At 68.6% G+C, this 16,656-nt stretch carries 18 protein-coding genes; 7 read left to right on the top strand and 11 right to left on the bottom strand.

Going from position 1 to position 16,656, the window contains the following annotated elements:
- Positions 1-154: 154 nt before the first annotated feature.
- From BLR49_RS02375 to BLR49_RS02365, 3 genes are read right to left on the bottom strand one after another with little or no spacing between them, the layout of a single operon-like run.
- Positions 155-1,378, bottom strand: a complete 1,224-nt coding sequence (locus BLR49_RS02375; RefSeq protein ID WP_176765741.1) for an ABC transporter permease — start codon at positions 1,376-1,378, stop codon at positions 155-157.
- Positions 1,365-2,513, bottom strand: a complete 1,149-nt coding sequence (locus BLR49_RS02370; RefSeq protein ID WP_092532732.1) for an ABC transporter permease — start codon at positions 2,511-2,513, stop codon at positions 1,365-1,367. The genes BLR49_RS02375 and BLR49_RS02370 overlap by 14 nt, the downstream gene beginning before the upstream one ends.
- A gap of 1 nt (position 2,514) precedes the next feature.
- Positions 2,515-3,474 carry an ABC transporter ATP-binding protein gene (locus BLR49_RS02365; RefSeq protein ID WP_092532729.1) on the bottom strand — a complete coding sequence of 320 codons (960 nt, stop codon included), beginning with the start codon at positions 3,472-3,474 and terminating at the stop codon, positions 2,515-2,517.
- Positions 3,475-3,635: 161 nt separating this feature from the next.
- Between BLR49_RS02365 and BLR49_RS02360 the strand changes: the two genes are divergently transcribed.
- Together BLR49_RS02360 and BLR49_RS02355 are read left to right on the top strand one after the other, a co-directional pair.
- A complete protein-coding gene (locus BLR49_RS02360; protein WP_245690316.1) occupies positions 3,636-4,763 on the top strand; it encodes a sensor histidine kinase in 1,128 nt (375 codons plus the stop codon).
- Positions 4,760-5,407 (top strand): response regulator, encoded by a 648-nt coding sequence (locus BLR49_RS02355; RefSeq protein ID WP_092532723.1) that lies wholly within the window; start codon positions 4,760-4,762, stop codon positions 5,405-5,407. The genes BLR49_RS02360 and BLR49_RS02355 overlap by 4 nt, the downstream gene beginning before the upstream one ends.
- Before the next feature lie 68 nt (positions 5,408-5,475).
- On the opposite strand, the gene BLR49_RS02350 is transcribed toward BLR49_RS02355, so the two are convergent.
- On the bottom strand, positions 5,476-6,036 hold the full coding sequence (locus BLR49_RS02350; RefSeq protein ID WP_092532720.1) for an NAD(P)H-dependent oxidoreductase: 561 nt from the start codon (positions 6,034-6,036) through the stop codon (positions 5,476-5,478).
- Between the two features lie 460 nt (positions 6,037-6,496).
- Here BLR49_RS02350 and BLR49_RS02345 point away from each other — a divergent pair, with 460 nt between their 5' ends.
- Together BLR49_RS02345 and BLR49_RS13205 are read left to right on the top strand one after the other, a co-directional pair.
- Positions 6,497-7,273 carry an SDR family oxidoreductase gene (locus BLR49_RS02345; RefSeq protein WP_092532717.1) on the top strand — a complete coding sequence of 259 codons (777 nt, stop codon included), beginning with the start codon at positions 6,497-6,499 and terminating at the stop codon, positions 7,271-7,273.
- 427 nt (positions 7,274-7,700) lie between these two features.
- Positions 7,701-7,844 carry a hypothetical protein gene (locus tag BLR49_RS13205; RefSeq protein WP_176765740.1) on the top strand — a complete coding sequence of 48 codons (144 nt, stop codon included), beginning with the start codon at positions 7,701-7,703 and terminating at the stop codon, positions 7,842-7,844.
- 135 nt (positions 7,845-7,979) lie between these two features.
- On the opposite strand, the gene BLR49_RS02340 is transcribed toward BLR49_RS13205, so the two are convergent.
- Complete coding sequence (locus tag BLR49_RS02340) at positions 7,980-8,648, bottom strand: SDR family NAD(P)-dependent oxidoreductase (protein ID WP_092532714.1); 669 nt, start codon at positions 8,646-8,648, stop codon at positions 7,980-7,982.
- 356 nt (positions 8,649-9,004) lie between these two features.
- Here BLR49_RS02340 and BLR49_RS02335 point away from each other — a divergent pair, with 356 nt between their 5' ends.
- A complete protein-coding gene (locus tag BLR49_RS02335; RefSeq protein ID WP_218121282.1) occupies positions 9,005-9,973 on the top strand; it encodes an alpha/beta hydrolase in 969 nt (322 codons plus the stop codon).
- Positions 9,974-10,103: 130 nt separating this feature from the next.
- Here BLR49_RS02335 and BLR49_RS02330 read toward each other — a convergent pair whose 3' ends face one another.
- Positions 10,104-10,523: an SDR family NAD(P)-dependent oxidoreductase gene (locus BLR49_RS02330; protein WP_092532711.1), complete on the bottom strand. Its 420-nt coding sequence runs from the start codon at positions 10,521-10,523 to the stop codon at positions 10,104-10,106.
- A complete protein-coding gene (locus BLR49_RS02325) occupies positions 10,520-11,389 on the bottom strand; it encodes an NAD(P)H-binding protein (RefSeq protein WP_092532708.1) in 870 nt (289 codons plus the stop codon). The genes BLR49_RS02330 and BLR49_RS02325 overlap by 4 nt, the downstream gene beginning before the upstream one ends.
- A gap of 126 nt (positions 11,390-11,515) precedes the next feature.
- Here BLR49_RS02325 and BLR49_RS02320 point away from each other — a divergent pair, with 126 nt between their 5' ends.
- Positions 11,516-12,097: a TetR/AcrR family transcriptional regulator gene (locus BLR49_RS02320; RefSeq protein ID WP_176765739.1), complete on the top strand. Its 582-nt coding sequence runs from the start codon at positions 11,516-11,518 to the stop codon at positions 12,095-12,097.
- Positions 12,098-12,283: 186 nt separating this feature from the next.
- Here the strand turns inward: BLR49_RS02320 and BLR49_RS02315 are convergent, their stop codons facing one another.
- From BLR49_RS02315 to BLR49_RS02300, 4 genes are all read right to left on the bottom strand, one after another.
- Positions 12,284-13,291: an aldo/keto reductase gene (locus BLR49_RS02315; RefSeq protein WP_092532702.1), complete on the bottom strand. Its 1,008-nt coding sequence runs from the start codon at positions 13,289-13,291 to the stop codon at positions 12,284-12,286.
- A 12-nt stretch (positions 13,292-13,303) separates the two neighbouring features.
- The gene (locus BLR49_RS02310; protein ID WP_092532698.1) at positions 13,304-13,636 is read right to left on the bottom strand and encodes a carboxymuconolactone decarboxylase family protein; all 333 of its coding nucleotides are present in this window, start codon (positions 13,634-13,636) and stop codon (positions 13,304-13,306) included.
- 47 nt (positions 13,637-13,683) lie between these two features.
- Entirely contained in the window at positions 13,684-14,568 is an 885-nt protein-coding gene (locus BLR49_RS02305) for an aldo/keto reductase (RefSeq protein WP_092532695.1), read from the bottom strand.
- Positions 14,569-14,684: 116 nt separating this feature from the next.
- Complete coding sequence (locus BLR49_RS02300) at positions 14,685-15,563, bottom strand: aldo/keto reductase (protein WP_176765738.1); 879 nt, start codon at positions 15,561-15,563, stop codon at positions 14,685-14,687.
- A gap of 117 nt (positions 15,564-15,680) precedes the next feature.
- On the opposite strand from BLR49_RS02300, the gene BLR49_RS02295 reads away from it, so the two are divergent.
- The gene (locus BLR49_RS02295) at positions 15,681-16,559 is read left to right on the top strand and encodes a LysR family transcriptional regulator (protein ID WP_245690315.1); all 879 of its coding nucleotides are present in this window, start codon (positions 15,681-15,683) and stop codon (positions 16,557-16,559) included.
- Positions 16,560-16,656 lie beyond the last annotated feature (97 nt).

Genomic DNA, 16,656 nt, shown 5'->3' with positions numbered 1-16,656 from the left:
CCATCCGTGACCACTTTCACGGTGGAGGGCCTGGGCGCTGTTTTGGGGCCCTACGTGGTTGCGCCGTTTTACTTCGGTTTCATAATGAAACTATGGGTTGGTTGCGGTGAAACTGGGCACCGATGGACATCTCTACCGGTGACTCGATGTCTGGCTAGAGCGACTCCCGCGCGCGTGAACGACCTACGGCCAGGCCGACGGCGGCGATCGCGACGGCGAACAGTGCGCACACTCCGCAGTCCCCGATCAGCGGCATGAGCTCCTGCGCCGAGGCCGTGTCTGCGCTGAAGGCGCCGCTGACTGCCTGGGTCGCCCAGTAGCCGGGGGTGAGCCGCGAAACCGCGACCACGGCGTCGGGCAGCATGTCCAGGGGTGCCCAGGCGCCCGCCAGCGCGGACAGCGCCATGCCGCCGATGACCGCCGCCGCATTGGCCGTGTTCTCTCCCAATCGCAGCTGGCCCACCAGGAAGCCCACGGCGACCCCGCTGAGGGTGTACGCCGCCAATGCCAGGCCGATGACTCCCAGTCGCGGTGCGGAGTCGCCGATGCGGTCGCCGGCGAACACCGCCGTTCCCAGGCAGAAGAACCACGCCCATCCGACCACGCCGATCACCAGGCACGCGCCCAGCAGGCCCAGGCCGCGTGAGCGGCCGGTCACGGGCGCGGCCGATACGCGCGAGTACACGGCGCGCCGGTTCAAAGAGGCCATCAGCATTGCGATTGTCACCACGCTGGACGCCATCAGCGGGAAGAGCGAGAACAGTAGATACACCTTGAGCGTCTCCGGCAGCGGGAGGGACTCTTGGGTGATCAGCCGCGCTGTTGCACTACCCTGCATGGATTGATTCGCCAGGCTCACGGCCCGCTCCGCGCAGTCGCCTGCGGCATCCGCGGTCTGCGTGCCGGTGGAATCGGTGTCCACGGCACTCAGGTAGTCATAGACCTGGTTCAGGTAGGAGCCGGTGCGCACGTTCATGAGCGAGCCCGCGTAGGAGCGGTAGCTGATGACGGTCTGCAGCCTCGGCGGCTTAGTTCCCGCCCGCGCCGCGTCCTGCAGATCCTGACCGAAGCCGGCGGGGATGATCAGGATGTACTGGATGCGGTCTTTGGCGGTAGCTTCCTGAATCGCCTGCGGACTGTCCTGGAGGGGCTGCGGCTCGCCGACGGAGCCGACGTAGTCGGCCAGCGCCCGAGAGACCACGGAGTCGTCGCGGTCGATCACGGCCACATCCGCCGTCGGCTGGGTTATCCCGGCCTCCGTCTCGGTGCCGGCGCCGAGGCCCGTGAACAGGCCGCCCACGCTCATCAACACCAGATAAATCAGGACATAGACGCGGTGCGCGGCCACGATCCGCAGCGAGGTCCTAAAGGTGCTCATAGCTCATCCTCCGCATGCGCATCAGGGCGATCAGTAGGAACACGACGCTCATACCCGCCAGCACGGCGCAGCTGCGGGCGAAAGGCACCAGGGAGTCGTAGTACAGCAGCCCGAAGAAGCACTGGGTCGCCTGCCACAGGGGATTGAGCTGAGCGAACAGCGGGGCATTGACCTCAATGGTGCTGGTCAGCCGTTGAGAGGCGGTGCCGTACAGGCCGCAGAACAGCCCCAGCAGGCAGCTGATTGCCGACACTCCGCCCAGCGGCAGCCGCGGGATCGTCCCCAGGGCGGCGCCCGCCGCGCAGGACATGAGACTGGAGACGGCGATGGCCACCAGGCACAGGGCCGCATACGGGCCGAAGTCCACGCCCACCACGAACCGCATGAAGATGAAGGCGAGTACCAGGCAGGCCCAGGTGCACAACCACGCCCCGGCGAGGGTGCCCGCCAGCACCCGCCAGCGGGGCAGCGCCCCCAGGTTGCGGCGCGCCGCCAAGGGGCCCGCGGGAGCGGTGATCTCCCGAATGGCCACCACCGCGATGGTCATGCCCATGCCACTGGTGAAGGCGAGCAGCGCGAAGTAGTAGGGCACGGCGGGCTTCCCTGGTACGCGGGTCACCTGCAACTCCTCGGTGAACTCGTGCCGGAGCTGCAGCGCTGCGGACGCCTGCGCGGGATCGGCGCCCGCAGTGACCAGCCCGGTGAACTCATCACGGCTTTGCACGTAGGCGTCCAGCGCGGCACGCAGTACCGGGGTCGTAGCCAGGTCATTGCATGCGGGCGTGAGGTGTAGCGCGGGCCCGCCGTCCTCGACCGCGAGATAGCCGAGGGTCTCGCCGTCGACGACGGCCTCCTCGGCCTCGGCCACGGAGCCGTAGACCACGGGATCGAGCAGGTGCAGCTCGGCGTCGTCGTCGGACAGTGCCTCCAGGGTCGCGTCCAGCCCGACCTCGGTGGTGTAGGCCTGATCGTGGACGACCCCGATCCGCAGGGGCTCGACGGCGTAGCCCGCCTCCAACGCGGAAAACATCGCCATGAATATCAGCGAGAGCATGATCGGCAGGCCGAGCGTCCACAGCAGCAGGATCTTGTCGCGCAGCAGGCGCAGCACCTGGTAGGAGAAGACGGAGCGCATATCAGGCCGCCTCGTCGCGCAGGGCTCGGCCGGTGATCTCCAGGAACACGTCGTTCAGGGTCGGCGGCTCGGAGGTGATCCGCCCACATGACACGCCCGCTCTGGCGAGTGCTTCGAGAACGTCGGCCAGGTTGTGCGCCCCCGGGCTGCACTCGACGACCAGCTCGGGCGCCTCGTAGACGACGGTGCGTACATGCTCCGCTCGACGCACCGCCTCCAGTTCACGCTCACCGAGCTCTGTGGGGGAGACGACTTCCACGCGGATACGCTCGCCGGTGCCGATCATCGCCTTGAGCTCGCTGGCGGTGCCGCCGGCGATCTGCTTGCCCCGATCCATGATGCTGATCCGCGTGCACAGCTGCTCCACCTCCTCCATGTAGTGGCTGGTGTAGATGACGGTGGCGCCGCGGGCGTTGAGGCGCTTGATCCCGTCGAGGATGGCGCTGCGGCTCTGCGGGTCGACGGCCACGGTGGGTTCGTCCAGGATGATCAGTTCTGGCCGGTGGGCAATGCCGCAGGCGATGTTCAGACGACGCAGCAGCCCGCCGGATAGCTTCTTGGGGCGGAACTTCGCGAACCGCCCCAGATCAACGAATTCGATCGCCTCCTGCACCAGTTCCCGCCTGTGCGTGCGGTCGGAGACATACAGGGCGCAGAAGGCGTCGATGTTCTCCTGCACCGTGAGTTCCTCGAAGACGGCCACCTCCTGCGGCACCACCCCGATCCGCCGTTTGAGCTCATAGGCGGTGGCCGACATAGGCTCCCCGAATACACGGATCTCGCCCCGGTTGTAGGTAAGCAGTTGCAGGATGCAGTTGATCGCCGTGGTCTTGCCCGAGCCGTTGGGGCCGAGCAGGCCCAGGATCTCGCCGGAGGCGACGTTGAGCGACAGACCATCGACGGCGACCAGTTCCCCGTAGCGCTTGACCAGGTTCTCAACGACCACTGCCGGTTCGCTCATGCCGGTTCCCTCCTCCGTGGATTGCGTGGCTTCATGGTGCCGAGTACACGTGCTGCGCCGGAAGTGTGTGCTGTCATCAATCAGCGGCTCGGGCATGACAGATGTCAGGGAGACGCCGCCGTCGGCCCCTTGAGGCGGCCCGTGTAATCGATAATCGGGGCGTGAAGCAGCTGGCGGACCGGGCCGTGGTCATGGGAGCCTGCATTGTTCTGGCACTGGTGGCGGGTGTGCCCGGAACGGCGACGATCGTGTGGTTCCTGGTCGCAGTCACCTGCAGCGGGGCCTGCGCCGCAGCGGAGCGGGGGCGTGGCGCGGCCGTGCTGCCGACCGCCTACCTGCTGGCGGGCTGCCTGCATCCTGCGGCTACGGTGGGGGTGCCGCTGGCCGCCTATGACCTGATGCAGGCGCTCTCGGGCCGGACCCGCTGGGCCTGGGGCGGGGCGGCGATATGCGCGGCACCGCTGCTGGCGGCGCTACGGCATACTCCCGACGTCGTCGTGGGCGCGGCGGTGCTGTCCGTATTCTCGGCCCTGCTGGCGGCACGTACCGGTCAGGAGGATCGTGCGCGCGGCGCCCTGCATCGGGTCAGGGACGATCTGCACGAGCGGGTCACCGCGCTGCAGGAGGCGCAGGCGCGGCTGGAAGCGGCCCAGGACCACGAGACGCGGGCGGCCGCCCTGTCCGAGCGCACCCGGATCGCCCGTGAGATCCACGACGGCGTCGGCCACCTGCTGACCCGGCTGCTGTTTCAGATGCGTGCGGCACAGGTGTCCCATCGAGACGCCCCCGACGTAGTCGCCGACCTGACTCAGATGGCGGATACGGTCGATGATGCGCTCGCCTCCATGCGCGCATCGGTTCATGCGCTCGCAGACGAGGGCGAGGACTTGGCGGTGGCGCTGAATCGGCTTGCGAACCGCAGCGGCATTGAGACGGTCAGGGTCGACTGCGCGCCAAGCGAGCCTCCGCCGGTGCCGGTGGCGCGCTGTCTGGTGGCGGTGACGCGGGAGGCGCTGACCAATGCGGCCAGGCACGGGCGAGCCGTCAATGCCTCGGTGACCGTCACCGACTTCCCCGGGTTCTGGCGGCTCACGGTCGCCAACGACGGGGTCGTACCGAATCGGAACCAGTCCCGGAGCCCGACGGAGGCGCTGGAGCCGGACCTGCTCGGAGCCGGACTCGGCCTGCGCTCCATGAGCGATAGGGTCGAGTCCTTGGGCGGCAGTCTGCGCATCCTCTCCCACCCAAGGTTCACGGTGCTCGCCACGATCCCGAAGGAGACCGCATGAAGGTGCTCATCGTCGACGACGACCCCCTGCTCGCGCGGTCTCTGGCCACGATCCTGGCCGCGGAGCCGGACATCGACGTCGTCGGCCTGGGATTCAGCGGACCGGAGGCGGTCGAGGCGTATACGGCGAGCCGCCCGGACGTGCTGCTGCTGGACATTCAGATGCCGGCGGGCGACGGGCTCACGGCTGCCGAGCGGATTCTCCGGCTCGACGCGCAGGCCCGGATCGTGCTGCTGACCACCTTCTCCGACGACGAGTACATCGTGCGCGCCCTGCGCATGGGGGTGCGCGGCTACCTGATCAAGCAGGACGTGGCCCAGATCGCCCCGGCGCTGCGCAGCGTCATGGCCGGGGTCAGCGTGCTGGAGGGGCAGGTGCTGGAGCGCACGGCGAGGCTCGGGATCAGCGCGGGAACGCCGTCGGCGCGCGGGGTGCGCCCGCCCGTGTTCGCCCCGCTCACCGAGCGGGAGTACGAGGTGGTCGAGGCGGTGTGCGAGGGGCTGGACAACTCCGAGGTAGCAGACCGACTGCACCTGAGCGAGGGCACCGTGCGCAACCACATCAGCACCGTGCTGGCCAAGCTCGGCCTGCGCAACCGCACCCAGATAGCGGTGCTGTACTACCGGCCCTCCCGCCTGCCCTGACCGCCGCCCCGGCCAATGGCGCCCGTGCCGGGGCGGCCGTCGGTCGGGGATCGGGAGAAGCGGGCGACTTACTCGAAGTCGCCGAGCGCGGGCACCTGCCCCGTCAGCCAGGCCGGGTAGGCGGCCGCGCGGGAGGCCAGCTCGGCGTCGGAGATCGCCATGGCCCCGGTGGTGATGAAGGGCCGCAGGAAGCGCGTGCCGATCAGGTTGCTGGTGGCCTGCAGGGGGCGCAGCAGCTCGGTGAGCGTGTAGTGGAAGGCTCCCTCCCGGGCGTAGCGCTCGCCGGCTCCGCCGGGGGAGACGGCGACGCCGAGCTCCTTGCCGTGCAGGGCGGTGCCGGTGGAGCCGTATGCCCAGCCGTGCTCCAGCACGTCGTCCTCCCACTGCTTCAGGAGTGCGGGGGTGGAGTACCAGTACATCGGGAACTGCCAGACAATGCGGTCCGCGGCGGTCAGGACGTCCTGCTCGGCCTTGACGTTGATGCGGAAGTCCGGGTAGAGCGCGTACAGGTCGCGCACCTCGACGGGGTGCTCTGGGCGGTTGGCGGCCTGAGCGGCCTGCATCAGGCGGGCGTTGACGCGCGAGCCGGTGGCCAGGCGCGGGTGGAACACGAGGACGGTGGTCTGCATGGGACTCCTTGCATGAAGTAAGGGCTGGATGCAATCGGTCAGGGGCGAGCGGGCACGGACGGCCCGTGATGGGGCCGCGGTGCCGTGGGTGCCTACCGAAGATTCGTCGGCCACGGTAGGCGGCGCCGGCGTAGGCCTGCCAGGCACCGGCAGGGCCTGTCAGGGGTGCCGCGTGTACGAGGGCTTGGACGGCTCACGATCCTGGGGCGGTCAATCGGGTACCGGGCGGCGTCGGCGCGGGCCCCGGGTGTCTGGGTGCGCTCCGGCCGGCAGCGGGCCGAGGGCATCTCATCTCACTATTTGTTGTGACAAGGGTTCCTGGCGGCCGGCCCGAGCACATAGGCTTGCCTCACGCCCTCGCCGGTCGCTGCCGACTGGAGGGCGTCGCCGGGTTCGCTTCCTGCGCACCTGTACCGGCTCCGTGCCCCCACATTTCCCGACAGAAAGACCTTGAACAACCATGGACCGCAACTACTTCGATCTTTCCGGGCAGGTCGCCCTCGTCACCGGCTGCTCCTCGGGCCTGGGGGTGCAGATGGCGAGGGCGCTGGCCTCCGCCGGCGCCGCCATCGTCGCCGTCGCCCGCCGCGTGGACCGCATCGAGGCGGTCGCCGCAGAGATCGCCGCGGAATTCGGCGTGCCCACCCTCGCCATCCGCTGCGACATCACCGACACCGCGAATGTGGAGGCGGTCGTGGACGCCGTCCTGGAGAAGTACGGGAGGCTCGACATCCTGATCAACAACGCGGGCACCGGCGCCGTCGGCCCGGCGGAGGACATCACCGACGAGCAGTTCCAGCACGAGTTCGACATCGACCTGCTGGGCTCCTTCCGCGTGGCGCGCGCCGTCGCGAAGAAGGCGATGATCCCGGCCGGCTACGGTCGGATCGTCAACATCTCCTCCATGTATGGGCTGGTGGGCAATATGGTGGCCGGCTCCGCCCCCTACCACGCCGCCAAGGGCGGGGTGGTGAACCTGACCCGGGCGCTTGCGGCAGAGTGGGGCAAGCACGGCATCACGGTCAATGCGATCTGCCCCGGCTACTTCTACACCGAGCTGACCACCGACACGCTCGACTCGGAGTTCTTCCAGGAGCACGCCAAGCGCACCATTCCCGTGGGGCGCTACGGCGCGGAGGGGGAGTTGGACACCACCGCCCTGTTCCTGGCCGCGCCCGCTTCCGCCTACGTCACCGGCACGGCTATTCCCGTGGACGGCGGCTACACCGCCATCTGACCGCGCTTGCCGGCGACGGGCTGCTGCGTCGGTGACGGTTCGTCAGGTAGCACCGGCGCTTCGCTATGAACGGCGACGGCTCGCGCACCTACCCCGCGAACCGTCGCTGTCCTGTCTCAGGACACCCGCGAACCGTCGCCACAAGTGGCGAAGCGTCGAACTGCGGACGCCCCGCACCTACAGGTGACGCGAACGCCAACCATCACCCGGACAACCGCCACCCGTTGGCCCTCTATCCCCCCACACGCGAAGAGCCGCATGAGTTGTCGATCGTGGGCGCGTGGGCGAAGAGGCGCGATGGTCGAATGACCACCCCGTACGCGTCGTACCTGCCGCGTACGCTGGAAGCGCCTTCTTCGGCACCTCCTCCCGGAACATTCCATGTCCTTAGCCGGGAAGGTCAGGAGCCAGGAAGGAGGTGGGGGCCATGTCCAAGCCGAAGGGCCGACATGCCAAAGTCCGCAAGGACAAGGGAATGGCCCGGAAGCTGAGCGAAATACTCGAATCACTCGCTCAACTGATCCGGGCCATTGGTGTCCTTGTGGATGCCCTCGGCAGGTGGCTCAACTGAGCCGTCTGCCTCGGGGAGTCATCCGGGTTAGCTCCGGGTGGCTCCCCATCATTATGCCTCTCGGCCTTCCCAGCGGGCAAGCATTCCGGCAGGGTCGATGCCGGCCAGGTGGATGTGCAGGTTCAGGCGGCTGGGTCAGGCGTCCATGGGCTCCACGAAGGTGCGGAAGTCGCCGTCGTGCCGGGCGTGCAACTCCCAGATGCGATCGGCCAGGGCGGCCGGCTCGTGGGAGGGCTCGCCGCCGCCGATGCCGCGCGGAATGATCAGCTGGGCGACGTGAATCCCCTCCATGGCAAGCGCGTCGTGGAGGAGCTGCCCGTAGGCGCTCTCCCCGGCGAAGGCCACCGAGGTGCCCGTGACCCTCGGGCCCGGGCGGACGGCGGAGCCGCCGTTGATCAGCAGGATCGTGCCGCGGCCGAGCTCGCGCATGCCCGGCAGTACCTGGCGCACCGCGTTGACGGGGCCGTAGACGGACATCTCGATGGGGCCGACCAGGTCCGCGGCACTGGTCTCCAGCACCGGCTTCATGAACTCACGCGCCGGTACTGGGCTCCACTGGAGCACCTCGATGGGGCCAAGTTCGCGGGCAGCGTCGGCCAGGGCCCGGGTCAGGGCCTCACCGTCGCGGCCGTCGGCGACGTACCCGCGGGCATTCACGCCGTCGGCACTCAGGGCGGCGACCCGCTCGTCCAGGTGCTCGCGGCTGCGGGAGATCAGGGCGACGTCGAAGCCCTCGCGGCCGAAGCGGCGGGCGACGGCGCGGCCCAGGCCCGGGCCGCCTCCGACAATGGCGATGGTGGTCATGGTGGTGTCCTCTGTTGCTCAGCGCTTGTACGGTATCTGTGCGCCGAGACCGGCACTAGTGACATGCCCAGACCGGTCCGGCGATGTTATGGGGGCGGGCGCGTCTCGCCGCCCGGTGGCGTCCAGCCTATGCGGCCGGTCGGCGCCGCGGGAGTGACCGCCAGTACCACCCTGCAGGAATCATGCCGCGGTCCGTGCGGGACGGCGGTGCGCGGCCGACGGCGTATTCCGGTTGACACGGGCACGGAGAGAACCCCAATCGGTGGTTCCCCGGCGCGGCGTTCCCGCATACGCTGACGCAGCCTGCCGCACACGGGATGCGGAGGCCCTGCGTTCAAAGCAGAAAGGAACACGAAGTGCCCTTGCAACCAGACGGTCTGACGTTTGTAATCTCGCCGGAGGTGGAGCGCACGCGCGTCAACTACAAGAACCGCTACGGCATCACCATCGCCGCGGACCTGTACACCGCCAAGGACCTCGACAGGACCGCTCGGCACGCGGCGGTCGTCATCGGCCCCAGTCACGGCGGCGTGAAGGAGCAGATGCCTGGCGTGTGGGCCAACGAGCTCGCCCAGCGCGGTTACGTCGCCCTCGCCTTCGACCCCTCCTACAAGGGCGATTCCTCCGGCGAACCGCGCTTCGTCTCCTCCCCGGAGATCTTCATGGAGGACTTCAGCGCCGGCGTGGATTACCTGGGAACCCTCGAGTACGTGTCCCGCGAGCGGATCGGCGTGGTGGGCATCTGCGGCTCGGGCGGTTTCAGCCTGGGGGCCGCGCGCATCGACTCCCGCATCAAGGCGGTCGTGACCGCGTCCATGTACGACATCGGTGAGAACTACCGCAACGGCTGGCAGCACGGCTGGAGCGACGCCGACCGCCGCGCCGAGCGGGACCGGCTGGCCGCCCAGCGTTGGGCCGACCTCGACTCCGGCGAGGCCGCCTATGACCCGGTCTTCCCCGAGGAGGTGCCGCCCGCGGACGTGGAGCTGGACCCGATCACGAGCGAGTTCTTCGACTACTACGTCAAGAGCAACGACCGCGGCTACCACCCGCACTCGCAGGGTGGGCACGTCGCCGTCAGCCACCTGGGCTACCTGGGCTACGGCGGCCTGCGCTATCTGGAGGACATCGCCCCGCGGCCGGTGCTCATGCTCGTTGGTGAGCTGGCCTTCTCCCGCTGGTTCACCGAGGAGGCGAAGGAGCAGATCGGGGACAGCGCGAGCATCGTCGAGGTCCCCGGTGCGCGCCACATCGACCTCTACGACCGGGTGGATCTGATTCCCTTCGACGCCGTCGACGCGTTCCTCGCGCAGAACCTGGCCTGATACTGGTTCGAGTCCGGCGGCTGGTTCCCGCTCGGTTGAATAACCCGAGCGTGCCCACGGCAGGCGGTCCTGAGCAATCGTCGTTGGGGCGGCGCGTTCAGCGCGCCGCCCCAACGAGCGTCTAGAAGAACTAGAAGAAGTCGGGCAGGCCACTTGCTGCCGAGATACCCCCGTCGATGGGCAGGACGGCTCCGGTGATGAAGCGCGCGTCTTGGCTGGCCAGGAAGGCCGTCGCGGCGGCGACGTCGTCCGGCCGGGCGTGGCCGGGGAGGGCTTGGCGCTGCTCGCCTCGGGCGACCCACTCGCTGACCGGGGCGGTGGCGGCCAGGTCGTCGGGGACGGTCAGGGCCGGTGCGACGGCGTTGACCCGGATCCCCCACTCGCCCAGGTCGAAGGCCAGTCCGCGCGTGAAATTGACGACGGCGCCCTCGGCGGCGAACCGTCGGGTGATGGCGCTACCGATGTTCCCCGCGCCCCCGGTGACCACGACGCCCCTTCCCGAGAATCTCCGCGGCGCTCCTGCCGGAGCCTCTGCCGTGCTCGCACTCATGCCTGTGCCTCCAGGACCTGCCGGATGGTCTGCGCGAGCGGGATGAGCGGGCGGCCGACCAGTTGCGCCAGGTCTTGGGAGTCGGTCTCCATCTCCCCGGCCCGGATGGAGGCATCGGTTCCCACAACCAGTCCCGCACTGGCCCCCGCTCCGGCGGCCTCAAGCTCGGCCGTGTACTCGACGTCGGTCAGGTTACGGTGGGTGATGGTGCGGCCGGTGACATCGGACAGCGTGCGCGCGAACTCACCCAGAGTGAAGGAGGAACCGCCGAGCTCGTAGATGCGCGGAGTACCGGCCTCGGGTACGGCATCGTCGAGCAGGACCGTGGCGGCAGCGGCGGCGAAGTCGGCACGGGCTGCGCCGGAGATCCGTCCCTCACCGGTGGAGCCCACGACCTCCCCGGAGGCGAGGCTGCTGGGGATCAGGCGGGTGTAGACCTCGTGGTACCAGGCGTTGCGCAGGACCGTGGTCGGGATGCCGCTGGCGGCAAGGATGCGTTCGGTGGCGTAGTGCTCGGGGGCGAGCGGGTTGCTGCTGTGGTCGGCATTGAGGATGGAGGTGTAGGCGATGTGGCCCACGCCGGCGTCCTGGGCGGATTCGATGATGTTGCGGTGTGCCGCGGAGGCTCCGGTGCCGGAAATGGAGATCAGCAGCAGGCGGTCCACGCCGTCCAGCGCGGCCCGCAGCGCCGTCGGGTCTGCGTAGTCCGCCCGGCGCACGATAAGGCCGCGCTCGGCCAGGTCGGTGGCCCGGGCGGGGTTTCGGACGATGGCAACGATCTGCGCGGCCGGAACGTCGCGGGAGAGCAGCTCGTCGACGACGAGGCGTCCAAGGTTTCCGGAGGCTCCGGTGAGGGCCAGCAACATGAGGGGATTACCTTTCTGGCGGATGATATGACTATCCGAAGCGGACCATGTGGTCCGTTTCGAGATGAGACTAGCAGGCTGGAGCCGAAAGCGGAACCTCTGGTCCGTATCGGTTATGATGTCCGCGTGCCCAGTGCAGCAGTGACCCCGGCAAGGAAGGACGCGGCCCGCAATCGTGCGAGGCTGCTCGATTCCGCGAAGCGACTGTTCGGATCTCGGGGCCTGGCGGTCACGCTCAAGGACGTCGCTCGGGACGCGGGAGTCGGCGTCGGCACCGTGTACCGGCACTTCCCCACCAAGGACGCCCTGGTCGCCGCGCTATTCGCCGAACAGCTTCAGCGGGAGGTGGAGCGGGCGCGTGCGATGGCACAGGCAGGTGACGCGTGGCGGGCGCTGGTCGACTACCTGGAGGAGACGATGCGCCTACAGGCATCCAACCGGGGCATGCGTGCCCTGATGTGTCCGGCCGGATCAGTATTCGAGTCGGTGCGCGAGTGCAAAGCGCAGATCAATCCCTATCTTGAACAGGTGATAGAACTCGCGCACGCGCAGGGCACTCTGCGGTCCGACTGCACCGCCCGCGACATCGCCTACCTGCAGGTGGCGCTCGTCGGCATCATGGACGCCAGCCCGGACGACGCCCCCGACCTCTACCGCCGCCACTTGGCGCTGTTCCTCGACGGCGTGCGCACCGATCGGAGCCAGTGAGCCGACGTCTACCAGCGGCGCGGCACGGACCCGGTACCACTGACGTTCACACCCGGCATGGGGCGCCGGCTGTTGGAGGACCGCGCCACCATTGAAGCTCGGGGGACCGGAACATGACGAGCGTCCTACTTGGTACCGACCCGCGGCCCTGGGCGCGCTCAGCGAGCCAGCCACCCTTGGCGCGGATCAGCGCGGACGGTCCAGGAAGCTGCGTCCCTCGGACTCGTCGAAGCCGCGGTGTCCGTGAATCTCGATGGCGGACAGTGCCCGTTCCAGGTCGGCCAGTTCCGCGGCGGTCAGCGCGACGTCTGCGGCGCCCAGGTTCTCCAGGATCCGCTCCCGGCGCTTCGAACCGGGGATCGGCACCACGTGCGGCCACTTGGCCAACATCCACGCGAGACTGATCTGCGCGCTGGTGGCCCCCTTGTCGGCGGCGAAGGTGGTCAGCAGGTCCACTAGCGGCTGATTGGCGGCGAGGTTGTCGGGCTGCAGCTGCGGGACCCAGTTGCGCACGTCGTCGTTCTTCTCGAAGCGCGTGGCGGTGGTGACCTTACCGGACAGCAGCCCGGACGCTATGGGGGAGAAGGGGACGACGCCGATGCCCTCCTCGGCGCAGAACGGCAGCACCTCGGCCTCGATGCCGCGCTCGACCAGGGAGTAAATGTTCTGCACGGCAGCCAGGGGCGTGACCTGGTGGGCGGCGCGAATCACCGGCACGTCCACCTGCGACAGTCCCCAGCCGCGAATGAGTCCCTCCTCAATGAGTGCGCCCATACCCGCGGCCACGTCCTCGATCGGCACCTCCGGGTTGATGCGGTGCAGGTAGTACAGGTCCACGCGGTCTGTGCCCAGGCGCTCAAGCGAGGCGGCCAGGTGTGCGTGCAGCGTGGCCTCGACGCCGTCGGCGCGCACCTCCTCGGTGGGCAGGTGCAGTTTGGTGGCCAGCACAACCTCGTCCCGGAAGGGCGCCACCGCCTTCCCGACGATGCGCTCGTTGTGGCCCCGGTTGGCCGGGTCGAGGTTGGGTCCGTAGGCCTCGGCGGTGTCGAAGAAGGTGCAGCCGGCGTCGAAGGCGGCGCGGATGGCGGCGATCGACTCCTCCTCGTCGGGGATGCGCCCGTAGCCGTGGGACAGTCCCATGCAGCCCATGCCGATCTCGGAGACCTCTAGGGTTCCCAGGCGTCGTGTTCTCATGCTCTGCTCCTCTCATTCCTCGGCGTCGTCGTCCCAGATCTCAGCGACCATGGGGAAGGTGCTCCAGGCCTTGGGCCAGCCGCAGTAGAAGGCGAGCTGGGTGACGATCTCTATGGCTTCCTCCCTGGTGATGCCGTGTGCCTTGCCGAGTTCGAGATGGGCGCGCAGCTGAGGGTACAGCCCCGCGGAGAAGAGGGCGGCGATGGTGATCATGGAGCGGTCGCGGGCACTGAGCTGTTCCTCGCGCGCCCAGACCTCCCCGAACAGTACGTCGTCGTTGAGAGCGGCGAACTGCGGGGCGAGGTCGCCCAGGTGGTCGCGACCGGCAGTCTGTTTCTCAGCCATAGTGTGTCTTCCTTCGTGCGTGGTTCGTGAGTAGTCGATCTCGGCCGTCAGTACAGCGAGCCGCCGCCGATCTGCTGCTTGACCATGTCGCGCAGCAGCCAGCCGACCACCTTCGGGTCGTAGTGGTCGAAGATCCGCGGCAGCGTGCCGTCGTCCAGGGCGGAGAAGGTGGCCAGGTCCTCCTCGCTCAGCTCGAAGTCGAAGACATCGAAGTTCTCCTCCATGCGGTTGCGGTGGGTGGACTTCGGGATGACCACGACGTCCTTCTGGATCAGTGCCCGCAGGATCACCTGGCCCGGCTTCTTGCCGTACTTGTTGCCGATCTCGGCCAGGGTCGGGTTGGCGAAGATGTTGTTCTGCCCCTCCGCGAAGGGCGCCCAGGCCTCGTGGACGACGCCGAGCTCGGCCATGACCGCGTGCGCGGCATCCTGCTGGCGGAAGGGGTGGGTCTCGATCTGGTTGACGGCCGGCGGGACCTCCGCCAGCGCGGCCACGTCCACCAGCCGCTCGGGGTAGAAGTTGGACAGGCCGATGGCGCGCAGCTTGCCGGCCTTGTAGGCGTCCTCCATGGCCCGGTAGGCGCCCGGGTAGTCACCCATCGCCTGGTGCAGCAGCATCAGGTCGATGTGGTCGGTGCCGAGCTTGTCCAGCGACTCGTCGATGGAGGCGGCGGCGCGCTCGTAGTTCATGTTGGACACCCAGATCTTGGAGGTGATGAACACGTCCTCGCGCGGCAGGCCGCTCTTCGCGACGGCGGCGCCGACGCCCTCCTCGTTGCCGTAGGCCTGGGCGGTGTCGATGAGCCGGTAGCCGACCTCAAGGGCCTCGCTCACGCAGCGCTCGGTCTCATCGGGCGGGGTCTGGAAGACGCCGTAGCCGAGCACGGGCATCTCGACGCCGTTGTTGAGGGTCTTCGTGGGGACGGTGGTCATGAGTTGCCTCCTGAGGCGGGTAGTGAATCCGGGTTGTGGATCGCTGATTGTTCTGGTGCGGATGGGTGATCGGCGTGTGCGGCGGCCGGAGGGCGAGGGCGCGCGAGCCGGAAGGGTCAGGCCTGCTGGGAGTAGTCCATGACCGTCGTCGTGAAGGCGGGCGGCTCGTCGGGGACTACGTAGTAGGGGGCCTGCGGGATCTCGTTGATCGCGGCGATCTCCGCCTGCGTCAGCTGCACGTCCAGGGCGGCCAGGTTGTCGGCCATGTGGGCGGGGTTCAGGGTCTTGGGGAAGGTGATGTTCTTCTCCGCCAGGTGCCAGGCCAGGATCACCTGGGCCGGGCTGGCGCCGGTGCGCTGCGCGGCGGCGGCGATCGCGGGCTCTTCCAAAAGGGTCTTGTCACCGTGGCCGAGCGGGTACCAGGCCTCGACCAGGACCTCGGCGCCGGCGGCCCGGTCCATCTGCGCCTTCAGCTCGTGCTGGTTCCAGCGCGGGTGGGCCTCCACCTGGTTCACGACCGGCTTGATGGAGGCGACGTCCAGGATCTCCTGGAACTTGGCGATGGGGAAGTTGGACAGGCCGATGGAGCGGACCTTGCCCGCGGCCACGGCCTCCTCCATGGCCTTCCAGCCGGAGGTGTACTCGCCGTAGGGCTGGTGGAACAGCAGCAGGTCCAGGTAGTCCAGGCCCAGGCGCTCCAGGGTGGCGTCGATGTCCTTCACGGCCTGCTCATAGGGGTAGGACTGGGGGAACAGCTTGGAGGTGATGAACAGGTCCTCGCGCTTCACGGTGCCGGCGGCGATGGCGTCCCGCACCACCTCGCCGACGGCTACCTCGTTGAAGTAGGCGTTGGCGGTGTCGATGTGCCGGTAGCCGAGTTCGAGGGCCTGCGGCAGGTGCTCGCGCACCTGGTCGGAGGTCATCTGGAAGACGCCGTAGCCCAGCGCCGGGATGTCGATGCCGTTGTTCATGGTGAAGGACGGGATGGTGGTCATGTTCTGCTCCTCGTGTCGGCTGCGGGACCACAGGGCCGCTTCGGTTAAACCGTCGCAGTGCGCATAAGTTTTCGCCGCCAGCACCCCGTATGTAAAATGCCAATATCGGAACTGTTGATGCGCCAGACGCATAAGCAGGGGGAGTGGATGGACTTCGAGCAGCTGCGCCAGCTGGAGACGATCGCGCGCGAGGGCACCCTCAGCGCCGCCGCCCGCACCCTGCACCTGTCCCAGCCTGCGCTCAGCAGGTCCCTGCAACGCCTGGAGACTGAGCTCGGCCAGTCCCTCTTCGACCGTCCGGGCCGCCGCCTGGTGCTCAACGAGGCCGGACGCGTCGCCCTGGAGCACGCCGGCCGGCTCCTGCGTGAGGAGCAGGCCCTGCGCGCCGCCGTCGACGACGTTGCCCGCCGCACCCGGGCACTGCGCGTGGGCACCGTCGCCCCCGCGCCGCTGTGGCGGCTCACGGCCCTGATTGTTGAGCGCTTCCCCGGCCTGGTGCTCACCTCCCAGAGCCTCAGCCGGGAGGAGGTAGAGGAGGGGGTCGTGAGCGGCGAGCTGGATCTGGGTATCTCGCTGCGACCCCACCCGCTGCCGACCGTGCGCTCGGCCTGGCTGATGGTGGAGAACCTCGCCGTCGCCCTGCCCGCCGAGCATGCGCTCGCGGGCCGAAGCGAGGTGAGCGCCACCGAGCTCGACGGTGAGACCTTCCTGCTCCTGGCGGACATCGGCTTCTGGCGCGAGCGCTGTGACCGCTACCTGCCCCACTCCCAGTTCGTGGTGCAGGAGGACCGCGGTGTCTTCGAGCAATTTGCCCGCAGCTCGTCGCTGCCGCACTTCATCACCGACGCGCCCGCACTGTCCGCGCCCGGACCCGATCGCGTCGTCGTGCCGATCCTGGACGCCATGGCGCACGCCACCTTCTACCTGCTGCTGCGGCCGGGCGCCCGCAGCGAGGCGGCGGATGTCTTCGAGTGGGTGCGCAGCCACGCCGCCTGAGTTGCGCTGACTCGCTCCCTCCGCCGAGATCGGTAGAAGTCACGTGCCGAGATCGGTAGAAGTGGCGCGGCGGCGCGGATAAGGAGGTGGAGGGCAA

Origin of the sequence: Actinomyces ruminicola (genome assembly GCF_900103885.1) — a bacterium.
GTDB lineage: Bacteria > Actinomycetota > Actinomycetes > Actinomycetales > Actinomycetaceae > Actinomyces > Actinomyces ruminicola.
Note: the sequence above shows the minus strand (reverse complement) of the source record. Positions and strands in the feature narration are given on the sequence as shown.